The sequence below is a fragment of the Acidithiobacillus ferridurans genome (assembly GCF_003966655.1).
GTDB classification, from domain to species: Bacteria; Pseudomonadota; Gammaproteobacteria; order Acidithiobacillales; family Acidithiobacillaceae; genus Acidithiobacillus; species Acidithiobacillus ferridurans.
In genome coordinates this window covers 1302162-1315188 of sequence record NZ_AP018795.1, presented here as the reverse complement: position 1 = coordinate 1315188, position 13027 = coordinate 1302162, and the positions used below count along the sequence as shown (strand labels likewise).

Below are 13027 nucleotides of genomic sequence, written 5' to 3'. Positions count from 1 at the left end.
TTGTTGACTCATACGGGACGCAGCATGCGGACACACTATTGTAACGGTATTCACGAAGGCCTGATCGGCCAGACGGTCATCCTCTGCGGTTGGGCGCAACGGCGGCGTGACCACGGCGGCGTCATTTTCATAGACCTGCGGGACCGCGAAGGTCTAGTGCAGATCGTCGCCGATCCGGACCAGGTCGACGCCTTCGCCGCCGCCAACGAGTGCCGCAACGAGTTTGTGCTGCAGGTCGAGGGCGTTCTCCGTGCCCGGCCCGCGGGTACCGAGAATCCCCACATGCCCAGTGGCAAGGTCGAGCTGGCCGCAGCGCGCATCCGTATTCTCAACCGATCCGAGCCGGTCCCCTTCCCCCTGGATGAGGAAGACATCGCCGAGAACCTCCGGCTCAAGTACCGCTATCTCGACCTGCGTCGGCCGGAAATGCTCCATCGTCTGCGCCTGCGCCATCAGGTCACCCGCTTCGTGCGCGGCTATCTGGACAATGCCGGCTTTATCGACGTGGAAACCCCCGTCCTTACCCGCTCCACCCCGGAAGGCGCCCGTGACTACCTGGTGCCGTCGCGCACCCAGCCGGGACACTTTTTCGCGCTGCCCCAGAGCCCGCAGCTCTTCAAGCAGCTTCTGATGGTGGCGGGACTGGACCGCTATTACCAGATCACCAAGTGCTTCCGCGACGAAGACTTGCGGGCCGATCGTCAGCCGGAATTCACCCAGATCGATATCGAGGCATCGTTTGTCGATGAAGAGGCCGTCATGGGGACTGCCGAGCCCATGATCCGCGGGCTGTTTGCCGAGGTGTTGGGCGTGCAGTTGCCCGATCCCTTCCCACGGATGACCTACCGGGACGCCATGCATCGCTTTGGCGTCGATCGCCCCGATCTGCGCAATCCGCTGGAACTGACAGAGCTCACCGATCTCATGCGCGCGGTGGACTTCAAAGTGTTTCGCGAAGCCGCCGAACGTCCGCATGGGCGGGTGGCCTGCCTGCGGGTGCCCGGTGGCGCCCAGCTCAGCCGGGCGCAGATCGATGCCTACACCCAGTTCACCGCCATCTACGGGGCCAGGGGCCTGGCCTGGATCAAGGTGAATGCCCTGGATCGGGGTAACGAAGGCCTGCAATCCCCCATCGTCAAGTTCCTGCCGGAAGCCGTCCTGAGCGAAATCCTCCGGCGCAGCGGCGCGGCGGCGGGCGACATCCTCTTTTTCGGCGCGGATACCGCCAAAATCGTCAACGAAGCCCTCGGCAACCTGCGTAACCGTGTGGCCGCTGATCTGGGTTTGCTGGAGGGCGAATGGTGCCCGGTCTGGATCACCGACTTCCCCATGTTCGACTATGACGACAAGGAGAATCGCTGGACTTCCACCCATCATCCCTTTACCGCGCCGCAGACGGAACACCTGGAAACCCTTGGTCAGGATCCCGGCAATGCCCTGGCGCGGGCCTACGATCTGGTACTCAATGGCAACGAGATCGGCGGCGGCAGTATCCGCATCCATCAGGAGGCGGTACAGGAAAAGGTCTTCGCCGCCCTCGGCATCGGGGCGGAAGAGGCGCGGGACAAATTCGGCTTCCTGCTCGACGCCCTGCGTTACGGGGCGCCGCCCCATGGCGGTCTGGCTTTCGGGCTGGATCGACTGGTGATGCTCCTGTGCGGTGCCGAGACCATCCGTGACGTGATCGCCTTTCCCAAGACGCAAAAGGCCGGTTGCCTGCTCACCGAAGCCCCCGGTACGGTGGCCGACAAGCAGCTTCAGGAACTCGGCATCCGCCTGCGTCCCGGTGTCGGGGTTGGCATTCCCAATCCCTGAAAGGGCGGGCGCTTGACGGCTGGCGGACGGCTTCGTAACGTGAACGGGTATTTTTGCACGCGCAATGGCGCCTGAGAGGGTCGGTTATGGGTGTGGAAACGGTGAGGATTCAGGGGCTGCGGAGCAGTGACGCGGCGGAGCTGGATGCGCGAATCCGGCGGGCCAAGGCGGCGCTGGGCAAGCGTGCGGTCATTCTCGGCCACCACTATCAGCGCGAAGAAGTCTATCGCCACGCCGACTTTCATGGCGACTCCCTGCAGCTCTCCCGTGCTGCCGCCGAGCAGGAGGCCGAGTTTATCGTCTTCTGCGGCGTTCATTTCATGGCCGAAGTGGCCGATATTCTCAGCCGCCCGGAACAAGCGAGCATTCTGCCGGACCTCAACGCTGGCTGCTCCATGGCCGATATGGCCGATATGCCCCAGGTGCAGCGTGCCTGGGAGGAACTAGCGACGGTGATCGATGTGGAGCGGGAGGTCACTCCTGTCACCTACGTGAACTCTTCGGCCGCGCTCAAGGCCTTCTGTGGCGTCCACGGCGGCACGGTCTGCACCTCCTCCAATGCCCGCAAGGTGCTCGACTGGGCCTTCGGGCAACGTCCCAAGGCCCTGTTTTTCCCCGATCAGCATCTGGGACGCTGGACCGGTTACCAACTGGGTATTCCCCTGCGCGACATGCCGGTTTGGGACCCCAGCCTGCCGCTGGGCGGCCTCACGCCGGAAGAAATCCGCCGTGCCAGAATCCTGCTCTGGAAGGGGCATTGCTCGGTCCACCAGATGTTTCAGCCGGCCCACATCGAACGCTGGCGCCGCGAGCATCCCCAGGGGCAGGTGATCGCCCATCCGGAGGCGTCTTTTGAAGTCTGCCAGATGTCCGATGCCGTCGGTTCGACGGATTTCATCCTGCGCACGGTCAAGGCCGCACCACCCGGCAGTGCGTGGCTGGTGGGCACGGAGATCAATCTGGTCACCCGCCTGGCCAGCGAGGTGCGCGCCGAAGACAAGACCGTGGAGTTCATGTCGCCCATGGTCTGCATGTGCTCCACCATGTTCCGCATCGACCCGGAACAACTGGCTCGCTCGCTGGAGAGCCTCCTCGCGGGCCAGGTGGTCAACCGCATCGAGGTGGACCCGGAGACCGCTGCGCAAGCCCGGCTGGCGCTGGAACGCATGCTGGCGGTTTCCTGACGAACCTCATGGGGCAACCGTCTGTGGTGGCCGATCTGGCGACGGAGTGGTCCTTTACCCAGCGTGGCCTACATGCCCTGCTTTACGGCTACACCCGCTTTTATCAGGGGGGCCGCTGGGAGCGCAGCAGCGTTCCCGAGACCGGGCCCGCCATCCTCGCCTGCAATCATGTTTCCGTGCTCGATCCTTTATTCCTGGTGGCCAGTAATCAGCGGATCATTTCCTTTCTGGTCGCACAGGAATATTACGACAACGCCTGGATGCGCCGCCTGCTGGAGCAGACCTACAGCATCCCCGTACGCCGCGACCGTCGAGATGTCCGTGCCCTCCTGCAGGCGCGACGGATGCTGGAAGAAGGACGGGTGCTGGGCGTATTTCCCGAGGGCGGGATCAACCGCGAGGAAACCCAGAAAGGCATTGCCTGGCTGGTGCGGGAAAGCGCCGCGCCGGTGGTGCCCGCCCATATCAGTGGCGCGCGACAAGGCCGCTCGGACTTCAGTACCTGGGTACACCGCCAGCGGCCTTTGCTGCGTTATGGGGTACCTCTGCATTTTCATCCGGATGCCCAAGCCGCCGAGGTGCTCGGCGCCACCATGAGCGCCATCGCCACCCTCGCATGACGGCATCCCCGCCTTTGCGGTACCATGGGCGATATTTTCATTTTGCAGGATAGTCCAGTGATAGAACAGGGAGTAGGTCATGTCAGGGCATAGTAAGTGGTCCACCATCAAGTTCAAGAAGGCGCTGAAGGACGCCAAGCGCGGCAAGATTTTCACCCGCCTCATCCGCGAAATCACGGTGGCGGCGCGGGCGGGCGGCGGTGATCCGGCCAGCAACTCCCGCTTGCGTCTTGCCCTGGACAAGGCCTACGGGGCCAACATGACCAAAGACACCATCGAGCGGGCGATCAAGCGCGGCACCGGCGAACTGGAAGGCGTGGACTATGAAGAAGTCACCTATGAGGGCTATGGTCCCGGCGGTGTCGCGATCCTGATCGAGACCATGACCGACAACAAGGTGCGTACCGTCGCCGAAGTGCGCCACATATTTTCCAAGCGCGGCGGCAATATGGGTACCGCGGGCTCGGTGGCCTATCAGTTCAAAAAGCTTGGTCTGATTGTTTTTCCGGCGGATGCCGATGAGGACCGGATTCTCGAAGCGGCCCTGGAAGCGGGTGCGGAAGATGTGGTCAACGAAGGCGAGCGGATCGCCGTTTACACGGCCCCATCGGATCTTCACAGCGTGGTTCTGGCCCTGGAAGCGGCGGGGCTCAAGCCGGAAGAAAGTGAAATGACGATGGTCCCGGAGAATACGATCGAGGTCAGCGGTGAGGAGGCGGAGAAACTGCTGCGGCTCATCGATTTTCTCGAAGAAAACGACGACGTGCAGAACGTCTATGCCAACTACGACATCAGTGACGAAGAAATGGCCCGCCTGGAAGCGACATCCTGAACCTGCGGCGGAATTCCCGGCGAGCGCGGCGGCCGTGGTGCTGAACGGAGGCGCAACGCCCGCCTTCCGGCCCCAGGCTGCGGTGCGGATCATCGGTATCGACCCGGGTTCTTTGCGCACCGGCTACGGCATTATCGAGTCCGACGCGGCCGGCGAGCTCCGGCATGTGGCCCACGGCTGCCTGAATGTGTCCGGACAACCGTTTCTGGAGCGCATCGGCGCCATCTATCGTGAACTGAAACAGATCATCGGCACGTATCACCCCGAGGAAGCGGCCATCGAACAGGTGTTCATGGCGCGCAACGCGGATTCCGCCCTCAAGCTGGGGCAGGCGCGCGGCGCCGCTCTGGTCGCCTTGCTGGAAGCCGGGTTGCCCGTAGAGGAATACACGGCGCTGCAGATCAAAAAAGCCGCCGTCGGCGGTGGCCACGCAGCCAAGGAGCAGGTGCAGAGCATGGTCCGCTGGCTCCTCAAACTCAGCGAAAACCCGCAGGCGGACGCGGCGGATGCGCTGGCCTGTGCCATTTGTCATGCCCACCATGACCGCACCCGGCAGCGCTGGCAGCCTGCGGTCAGCCGCTGAACCCGTTACGACCCGAGGCCCTCCGTCATGATCACCTCCCTTACCGGCACCATCCTGCAGCGGCGTCCACCCTGGCTCTGGCTCGATGTGCAGGGAGTCGGCTATGAACTGGAGATGCCCCTGTCCGGTTTTTACCAGATGCCCGCCGAAGGCGCGGCGCTGACCGTCCACACCCACCTCACGATCCGCGAAGACGCGCATCTGCTCTATGGTTTCATGACCGTGGCGGAACGCGACATATTTCGGCTACTGATCCGGGTGAACGGCATCGGCGGCAAGGTGGCGCTGGCCTGTTTGTCCGGTTTGCCCGCCGAGCGGCTCAGCCATGCCGTGGCCGAAGGCAACACGGCGCAGCTCACCGCCATCCCCGGTATCGGCCCGAAGACCGCCGAACGGCTGGTGGTGGAACTGCGCGACAAGATGGGCGGCATCGCGCCGGGGCCGGTGGGGCGGAGCGGTGCCGGTGATCCCCGTCAGGAAGCCATTGCAGCGCTGCTGACTTTAGGTTATAAGCCTGCGCAGGCGAGCCAGGCGATAGCCGGTCTGGCGGACGGACTGAGTCTGGAAGACCTCATCCGTCAGTCGCTGCAGAATTTGTCACGTCACTGATTTTTTGGAACCCGCCGCTGCACGGACGGTCAGAGCAGGATGATGGATAGAGGCCCTCTCAACCCCCAGGAAGACCACAATGATGCAGTAGACCATGCCCTGCGGCCGCGCCGGCTGGCGGAGTACCTCGGGCAGGCCAAGCTGCGGGAGTCTCTGGGCCTGTATATCGATGCCGCCAGGGGGCGCAGTGAGGCGCTGGATCATGTGCTGCTCTTCGGGCCGCCCGGACTCGGCAAAACCACCCTGGCGCATATCATCGCCCAGGAGATGGGCGCGGGCCTCAAAGTCACCTCCGGCCCGGTGCTCGACAAGCCCGGCGACCTGGCCGCCATCCTCACCAACCTGCAACCCCACGACGTACTTTTCGTCGACGAGATTCACCGTCTCAGCCCGGTGGTGGAAGAAATCCTCTACCCCGCGCTGGAGGACTACGAGCTGGACATCCTCATCGGCGAAGGGCCGGCGGCACGCTCCATCAAAATCAGCCTGCCACCCTTCACCCTGATCGGCGCTACCACCCGCGCCGGCCTGTTGACCTCGCCGCTGCGCGACCGCTTCGGCATCAGTTTTCACCTGGAATTCTACAGCGACGCCGAGCTGACCCAGATCGTCACTCGCTCCGCCCGGATTCTCGGCACCCCCCAGGCCCTGGAAGGCGCGCAGGAAATCGCCCGGCGCGCGCGCGGCACGCCGCGCATCGCCAACCGCCTGCTGCGTCGGGTACGGGACTACGCTCAGGTACGGGGTAACGGCGAAATTGACATGGCGACGGCACAGGCGGCCCTGACCCTCATGGAGGTGGACCAGCATGGCTTCGATGGCCAGGACCGCAAGTTGCTCCAGGCCGTCATCTCCCGTTTCGCCGGCGGACCGGTGGGGGTGGAGAGTCTGGCGGCCGCCATCGGCGAGGAGCGCGGCACCATCGAAGATGTGCTGGAGCCCTTCCTGATCCAGCGCGGTTATCTGATCCGCACGCCGCGCGGGCGCTGCGCCACTGAACTCAGCTATCTGGCCCTGGGCCTGACGGCCCCCAAGGAGCCCAAGGGGATTTTCGATGCTGGCTAACGACCCCGTCAGTACCTTCCACATTCGCGTTTATTATGAAGATACGGATCATGGCGGGGTGGTGTATCATGCCAACTATTTACGTTTCATGGAGCGCGCACGTACCGAGATGCTGCGCGAACGGGGTTATGAACTGGATGTGTTGGAGCAGGATGCCGGGATCATTTTCGTGGTGCGCCGCGCCCGGCTGGATTTCCGTGCACCGGCCCGCTTCAACGACCTGCTCCTCGTGGAAACCCGGATCGTGAGCAAGAGCCCCGTGCGCATGGGCTTTCAGCAAATCGTTTCGGTGGGGGACAGAACGCTCTGTAGCGGAGAGGTGGAAGTGGTCTGCCTGGATGCCGCCGGTTTTCGTCCCCACGTCATCCCTGCAGCCTTGTTGCAGGCCATCCCGCTTTTTGTTCAGCCGTGAGAATTTATGGATCCGCATAGCATCGTCAACACCGCGCAGTCCCTCTCCCTGGGCCATCTGGTCATGAACGCCAGTTGGGTCGTCCAGGGCATCCTCGCCATACTGATGATCGCGTCCGTCATCTCGTGGACCATCATCTTCCAGAAATGGGCCATCTTTGCCGCCGCCCAGCGTGCCCTGGAGCGATTCGAGAAGCGCTTCTGGAGCGGTGGTGAGATGAGTCAGATTTACCAGCACGTTTCCGGTAACGCCAATCTGGAAACCGGGGCCGGCAGCATCTTCTGCGCCGGTTATGAAGAATTCCAGCGTCAGCGCAACAAGATTCGTCCCAGCGATGCCCTCGATGCAGCGCGGCGCGCCATGCGGGTGGCGCAGATGCGCGAGGTCGGGCGCCTGGAAAACAATCTTGCCTTTCTTGCCTCCGTATCCTCCGTAAGCCCTTTTATTGGTCTTTTCGGCACCGTCTGGGGCATCATGACCGCCTTCATGAACATCGGCATGGCGGGACAAGCCACCCTGGCGACGGTGGCGCCTCCCGTCGCCGAAGCCCTCATCGCCACCGCGGCGGGTTTGTTCGCCGCCATCCCGGCGACCGCAGCCTATAACCGCTATATCCACCAACTGGACAAGCTTGACGCGCAGTACGAAGTCTTCATGGACGAGTTCACCAACATCCTGCACCGGCAGGTGCCCGAGACGAAACCATGAAGCGACGGCGTCTCATGGCGGAGATGAACGTCGTCCCCTACATCGACGTGTCTCTCGTGCTGCTGGTGATTTTCATGCTCTCGGCGCCATTGCTGACCCAGGGCGTCAACGTCAATCTGCCCAAGGGCGTGACCAAGCCGGTATCAGACAAAATCCCGCCGGTGCTGATTTCGGTGACGCGGCAGGGCGCCATCCTGGTGCAGTACAAGGGGCACCACAGCGCGGTCGCCCTGGACGACCTCGCGACCGCGGTGGGGCATATCGCCGCCGCCAGCCACGATCAGGTGCAGGTGCTGGTGGGCGGTGACGCCCATGTGGATTACGGCAAGGTCATGGCGGTCATGGCGCGTTTGCAGGAGGCGGGCATTTCCCACGTCGGTCTGCTGACCCGTCCGGAGGGACATTGAAAAAACGCAAGTCAGCCTGGCCGCTGGTGCTCGCTATTGTGCTCAACGGCGCGATACTGCTGGCTCTGTTCTGGAGCTATCACATCAATGTGCCCGAGGCCGGGGGTACCCCCATGCAGGCGCAACTGAGCAGCGGCATGCCGGCGGCGCCGGCACCTCAGCCCGTGCCCAAACCCGCGCCGGTACCGCAGCCGGCTCCCGCCCCGGTACCAAAACCGGCGCCGGTGCCGAAACCCAAGCCGGCCGCTCCGCCGCAGCCCAGCGCCGCGCAGATTGCCGCGGAAAAAGCGGCACAACAAAAGGCCGCAGAGCAGAAGGCCGCGCAGATCACCGCAGAAAAACATGCAGCCGAAAAGCAGGCTGAGAAACTGGCCGCGCAGCGGGCGGCCGAAAAAGCCGCCGCGGAAAAGGCGGCTGCACAAAAAGCCGCTACGCAGAAAGCCGCTACGCAGAAAGCCGCCGCCGAAAAGGCCGCCGCCGAGAAACAGGCGGCGCAAAAAGCGGCCGCTGCACAGCGCGCGGCGGAGCTGAAGCGGCAACTCGCCCGGCAGCAGGCCAAGGCTGCGGAAGCCGCGCGGGCCAAGGCACTGCAGCAGCAGATGGAGGCCGGGGCCAAGCTGCGGGCCGAGGCCAACATGGCAGCGGCCCGCGCCCAGCAGGCGGCGGAGAATCAGCGTATGCTCGGGATGTTGATCAACACGATCAAAACGCAGGTATCAGAGAAGTGGAGCACTAATTTTTCTCCCGCCTTGTCCTGCGTATTACAAATCCATCTCGGACCTCAGGGGCAACTCTTAGGTACCCCGGTCGTAGTGCGTTCCAGCGGTAATCCTGGCTTTGACCGGTCTGTAATCGCAGCAGTGGAAGCGGCAGCGCCATTCGTACCACCCATTGGGCTGGCTTACAGTACCTTTAACCAGCCAATAAACCTTAAAATGAATGCGGAGGATCTCAATCATGGCTAAACGCATCTGGACCCTGGCCATTTTTCTGCTGGCATGGGCCTTCGTTCTTCCCGCCCAGGCGGCGCTCACGGTGGAAATCACCAAGAATGTGGCCTCGGCACTGCCTATCGCCATTCCTTCCTTTGGTCCCGGCATCGCCGGACAGCCATCCGTTGCCGAGGTGGTCCGTAATGACCTGCGCCACAGTGGGTTGTTCCGGGTCATCGATCCTGCGGGCTATCCCGCCGACCCCGCGCTCCCGGCGGCGTGAAGGCCGCAGACTGGACAGCGGTAGGGGCCACCGGCCTGGCCGTGGGTTCCGTAGAGCCGCAGAACGGCGGCTACGTGGTCAACGTCTACGTCTACAATGTCAGCACCGGGCAAGAACTCACCGCCCACCGTTTCACCTGTTCGGCCGCCGAGTTGCACATGACCGCGCATCACGTCGCGGATGTCATCTACCAGGCGTTCACCGGCAAACCCGGCCCTTTCGCCAGTCGGATCGCCTATGTCCGGCAAACGGGTCAAACCTACGAACTGCTGGTGGCGGAATCCGACGGCTGGAATCCGCATCCCATCGTGCGCGGCCTCATGCCGGTATTCTCCCCCGTCTGGTCGCCGGATAACCGGCGTCTGGCCTATGTCACCTACGCCAACGCCCGCGCCGTGATCTATGTCCAGGATCTGGCTACCGGACAGCGCCAGACCATCGCCCCCGGTGGCGAGATCGTCAGCGCTCCAGCCTTCTCGCCCAACGGGACGGAACTGGCCTACGCCCGCTCCTCCGGTGGTCACACCGAGCTTTACGTGGCGAACCTGCAGACCGGGCAGCGCCGGCAATTGACCCATGATGACGCCATCAACACCTCTCCCACCTGGTCGCCGGACGGCAGTCAGATCATATTCGTCTCCGATCGCGCCGGTGGCCCGCAAATCTACGCGATGAGTGCGAGCGGCGGCGCGGCGCATCGTCTGAGCTACGACGGCAGCTACAATGCCAGCCCGGTCTATTCGCCCGCGGGCAACGCGATTGCCTTCATTCACCGCACCGACGGCGTCTATGCCCTCGCGGTGATGAAGCCGGATGGCAGCGGCGTACGCGTGCTGGATGCCCAGGGTAATTGCGACCATCCGAGCTTCGCCGGCAATGGCCAGATGATCCTCTACGGCACCCAGCGCGGCGGGCGCAAGGTGCTGGCCGAGGTCAGCCTGGACGGCAAAACCATGGCCATACTGCACAGCAACGCGGGAGGGGACAGCCAACCGGCCTGGTCCCATTAAACGGAGCCGGTGATGGAGCGCGGTTCCGGCTGGAGCCGCGCTCAGGAACTCTGATAAGGTGTGGGGTCTGCGATACCGGCCTGACGGAACCCTTCCCGGCGCAGGCGGCAACTGTCACAGCGGCCACAGGACCGGCCTTCGGCATCCAACTGATAGCAGGAGCGGGTCATTCCGTAATCCACACCCAAACGGCTGCCGAGACGAATGATCTCACTCTTGTTGAGAAACTGCAGCGGCGCATGGATACGCGGCCCGCGGGCTTCATCGCCGAGGCGGGTGGCCACCTGCGCCAGGGCCTCAAAAGCGTGCACAAATTCTGGCCGGCAGTCGGGATAACCGCTGTAATCCTGGCTGTTCACCCCCAGGAAGATGTCCCTGGCGCCCAGCACCTCCGCCAACGCCAGGGCCAGCGACAAAAAGACGGTATTGCGCGCGGGCACATAGGTGATGGGGATGCCCGGCGCCAGGCCGCTCTCGGGGACGCTGAGTTGCGGGTCGGTCAGCGCCGAGCCGCCAAAAGCCGCCAGATCGATACGCAGCACCCGGTGGCTGGCCGCCCCCATGGACTGTGCCAGCAGCGCCGCATAGCGTAATTCTTCCTTATGCCGCTGCCCGTAATCAAAAGAGAGGGCGTGGACGGCAAAGCCATCCCGGCGCATGAGCGCCAGCACGGTGGCGGAATCCAGTCCGCCGGAAAGCAGTACAATGGCGGGTGTGGCGGGCATCGGCATGGTCAGTGTCCGGGCAGGTCGCCCCAGATCAGTTTGTGCAACTGAATCTGCAGACGCACCGGCAAATGATCGGCGAGTATCCATTCGGCGAGATCGCGCAGGGCGAGCGTGCCATGGCTGGGAGAAAAGAGTATTTCGCAGCGTTCGGCCAATGCTTCCCGCGCGAGCACCTCTTTGGCCCAGTCGTAATCGGCACGGCTGCACAGCACAAATTTAATCTGGTCCTGCGGGTTGAGTAAGGGCAGGTTTTCCCAGAGATTGCGTTCGCATTCTCCGGAATCCGGGCTTTTGAGGTCGAGCACCTTCACCACCCGGGTATCCACCCCCGCCAGCGAAAGGGCGCCGCTGGTTTCCAGAAAGACTTCATGGCCCGCATCGCAAAGCTGCGTCAGCAGCGGCAACACATCGGCCTGTGCCAATGGTTCGCCACCCGTCACCACCACCAGCCGGTTTCCGCCTGCCCGCACCTGTTCCAGAATTTCGGGGATCCGCCGCCATTCTCCGCCATGAAACGCATAGGCGGTATCGCAGTAACGGCAACGCAAAGGGCAGCCCGTGAGACGCACAAAGGTCGCCGGACGTCCGACGCTGCGGGTTTCCCCTTGCAGGCTGTGGAAGATTTCTGTGACGCGGAGCCGTCCCTCCATCACTTTCCGGCGGGCAACGCCTGTAACTGCGCCTCGGCCTTCTGTGCCGACGGTGTGCTCGGATACTGGCTGATGATTTTGCTGAGAACGGTGCGGGCTTTGCCGGACTGGCCGACGGCCTGATAGATTTCCGCCATCCGCAGCATGGCCTCCGGCGCCTTACTGCTCTGGGAGAACTGCGCCTCCACGGTATGGAGGCTCTTCAGGGCAGCATCGTTCTGGCCCAGCACGTACTGCGCCTGCCCAAGCCAGTAGTAGGCGTCGGGCACCAGACTGCTCTGCGGGTATTTCTGAATGAAACCCTGTAATCCGGTGACGGCCGATCCGTACTTGCCCTGCCGCAGCAGATCGAACGCCCGTTGATAATCCGCTTGTCCCAGACCCTGAACCGCAGGCGCGGAGGTATTGCTCGCTGCGGAGGCGACGGCCGCGGCCGGACTGATGATGGCGACATTGCCGCCCAGCACGCTGCTGGTGCTGGCGGTTGCCGCCGTGCCCCCCGTAAGCTGGGCGGTCAGAGCCTGTACCTGAGCGGCCGTAGACTGCTGTTGGGTTTGCAGGGCGTGGGTTTTGGTATCGAGTTCGCCGCGCAGGTCGCGCACTTCCTGTTCCAGATGCTGGGTGCGCCCGAGCAGGTCGGCCAGCGCGCTCTGGCTACCCTTGTTGGCCTGTTGAACCGCCACCAGACTGCTCAGTTCGCCCTGCATGACCGCCATCTGCTGTTGCAACTGCAGCACTTTCTCGCCGGTTGACTCGGCCTGTGCGAAGGGGCTCAGGCATAGCAAGGAAAGGACGGGGAAAAGATGCCAGCGTTTCATCAGCATACGCTCCTTGGTGTTCAGCCGTTATAGCCACCGCTATAAACGAAGTCCACGCGGCGGTTTCTGGCCCAGCAAGCGGAGTCGTTGGTGGTACACAAGGGATTGTCCTTGCCGAAACTCACGGTACTGATCCGTGCGGCGCTGACGCCCTGGGACTGCAGGAACTGCTTCACCGTCTCGGCGCGCTGTTCACCGAGGGCCAGGTTGTACTCCTGGGTACCGCGATCATCGGTATTCCCCTCCAGGCGCACTTGGACATGGGGATGGGCCACCATGAACTGCGCGTTCTGGGTGGCGATCTGTTGCGCCTGTGCATCCATGGCACCGCTGTTGAATGCGAAATGTACCCGCAAGTTCTGGGGCAAAGC

Annotated in this window: 15 protein-coding genes and 1 pseudogene; 12 read left to right on the top strand and 4 right to left on the bottom strand. The window is 63.3% G+C overall.

Annotated features, from left to right (window positions below; genetic code table 11):
- Nucleotides 1–24 precede the first annotated feature (24 nt).
- From aspS to tolB, 12 genes and pseudogenes are all read left to right on the top strand, one after another.
- Nucleotides 25–1815 carry an aspartate--tRNA ligase gene (gene aspS, locus AFERRID_RS06830; protein WP_126604663.1) on the top strand — a complete coding sequence of 597 codons (1791 nt, stop codon included), beginning with the start codon at nucleotides 25–27 and terminating at the stop codon, nucleotides 1813–1815.
- 86 nt (nucleotides 1816–1901) lie between these two features.
- A complete protein-coding gene (gene nadA / locus AFERRID_RS06825) occupies nucleotides 1902–2999 on the top strand; it encodes a quinolinate synthase NadA (RefSeq protein WP_126604662.1) in 1098 nt (365 codons plus the stop codon).
- 8 nt (nucleotides 3000–3007) lie between these two features.
- On the top strand, nucleotides 3008–3619 hold the full coding sequence (locus tag AFERRID_RS06820; protein ID WP_126604661.1) for a lysophospholipid acyltransferase family protein: 612 nt from the start codon (nucleotides 3008–3010) through the stop codon (nucleotides 3617–3619).
- Nucleotides 3620–3698: 79 nt separating this feature from the next.
- Nucleotides 3699–4451, top strand: coding sequence for a YebC/PmpR family DNA-binding transcriptional regulator (locus tag AFERRID_RS06815; RefSeq protein WP_113526137.1), 753 nt, complete (start codon nucleotides 3699–3701; stop codon nucleotides 4449–4451).
- 82 nt (nucleotides 4452–4533) lie between these two features.
- Nucleotides 4534–5034 carry a crossover junction endodeoxyribonuclease RuvC gene (gene ruvC, locus AFERRID_RS06810; protein WP_113526138.1) on the top strand — a complete coding sequence of 167 codons (501 nt, stop codon included), beginning with the start codon at nucleotides 4534–4536 and terminating at the stop codon, nucleotides 5032–5034.
- 27 nt (nucleotides 5035–5061) lie between these two features.
- The gene (gene ruvA / locus AFERRID_RS06805; RefSeq protein WP_126604660.1) at nucleotides 5062–5643 is read left to right on the top strand and encodes a Holliday junction branch migration protein RuvA; all 582 of its coding nucleotides are present in this window, start codon (nucleotides 5062–5064) and stop codon (nucleotides 5641–5643) included.
- Nucleotides 5644–5682: 39 nt separating this feature from the next.
- Nucleotides 5683–6708, top strand: coding sequence for a Holliday junction branch migration DNA helicase RuvB (ruvB, locus tag AFERRID_RS06800; protein WP_172959347.1), 1026 nt, complete (start codon nucleotides 5683–5685; stop codon nucleotides 6706–6708).
- On the top strand, nucleotides 6698–7120 hold the full coding sequence (gene ybgC / locus AFERRID_RS06795) for a tol-pal system-associated acyl-CoA thioesterase (protein ID WP_113526141.1): 423 nt from the start codon (nucleotides 6698–6700) through the stop codon (nucleotides 7118–7120). The genes ruvB and ybgC overlap by 11 nt, the downstream gene beginning before the upstream one ends.
- Before the next feature lie 6 nt (nucleotides 7121–7126).
- Nucleotides 7127–7828 carry a protein TolQ gene (tolQ, locus tag AFERRID_RS06790; protein WP_113526142.1) on the top strand — a complete coding sequence of 234 codons (702 nt, stop codon included), beginning with the start codon at nucleotides 7127–7129 and terminating at the stop codon, nucleotides 7826–7828.
- The gene (gene tolR, locus AFERRID_RS06785; RefSeq protein ID WP_113526143.1) at nucleotides 7825–8235 is read left to right on the top strand and encodes a protein TolR; all 411 of its coding nucleotides are present in this window, start codon (nucleotides 7825–7827) and stop codon (nucleotides 8233–8235) included. Before tolQ ends, tolR begins: the two co-directional genes overlap by 4 nt.
- A complete protein-coding gene (tolA, locus tag AFERRID_RS06780; protein ID WP_126604659.1) occupies nucleotides 8232–9200 on the top strand; it encodes a cell envelope integrity protein TolA in 969 nt (322 codons plus the stop codon). Before tolR ends, tolA begins: the two co-directional genes overlap by 4 nt.
- Nucleotides 9175–10460: pseudogene (tolB, locus tag AFERRID_RS06775) on the top strand (Tol-Pal system beta propeller repeat protein TolB). Before tolA ends, tolB begins: the two are co-directional and overlap by 26 nt.
- Before the next feature lie 41 nt (nucleotides 10461–10501).
- Here the strand turns inward: tolB and queC are convergent.
- Genes queC through pal form a run of 4 tightly spaced genes read right to left on the bottom strand, consistent with a single transcriptional unit; the run spans nucleotide 10502 to nucleotide 13024 of the window.
- The gene (gene queC / locus AFERRID_RS06770) at nucleotides 10502–11191 is read right to left on the bottom strand and encodes a 7-cyano-7-deazaguanine synthase QueC (protein WP_113526146.1); all 690 of its coding nucleotides are present in this window, start codon (nucleotides 11189–11191) and stop codon (nucleotides 10502–10504) included.
- 2 nt (nucleotides 11192–11193) lie between these two features.
- Complete coding sequence (gene queE / locus AFERRID_RS06765; protein ID WP_126604658.1) at nucleotides 11194–11838, bottom strand: 7-carboxy-7-deazaguanine synthase QueE; 645 nt, start codon at nucleotides 11836–11838, stop codon at nucleotides 11194–11196.
- Nucleotides 11838–12656: a tol-pal system protein YbgF gene (gene ybgF, locus AFERRID_RS06760; protein ID WP_113526373.1), complete on the bottom strand. Its 819-nt coding sequence runs from the start codon at nucleotides 12654–12656 to the stop codon at nucleotides 11838–11840. Before ybgF ends, queE begins: the two co-directional genes overlap by 1 nt.
- A gap of 20 nt (nucleotides 12657–12676) precedes the next feature.
- A complete protein-coding gene (pal, locus tag AFERRID_RS15560; RefSeq protein ID WP_232027875.1) occupies nucleotides 12677–13024 on the bottom strand; it encodes a peptidoglycan-associated lipoprotein Pal in 348 nt (115 codons plus the stop codon).
- Nucleotides 13025–13027 lie beyond the last annotated feature (3 nt).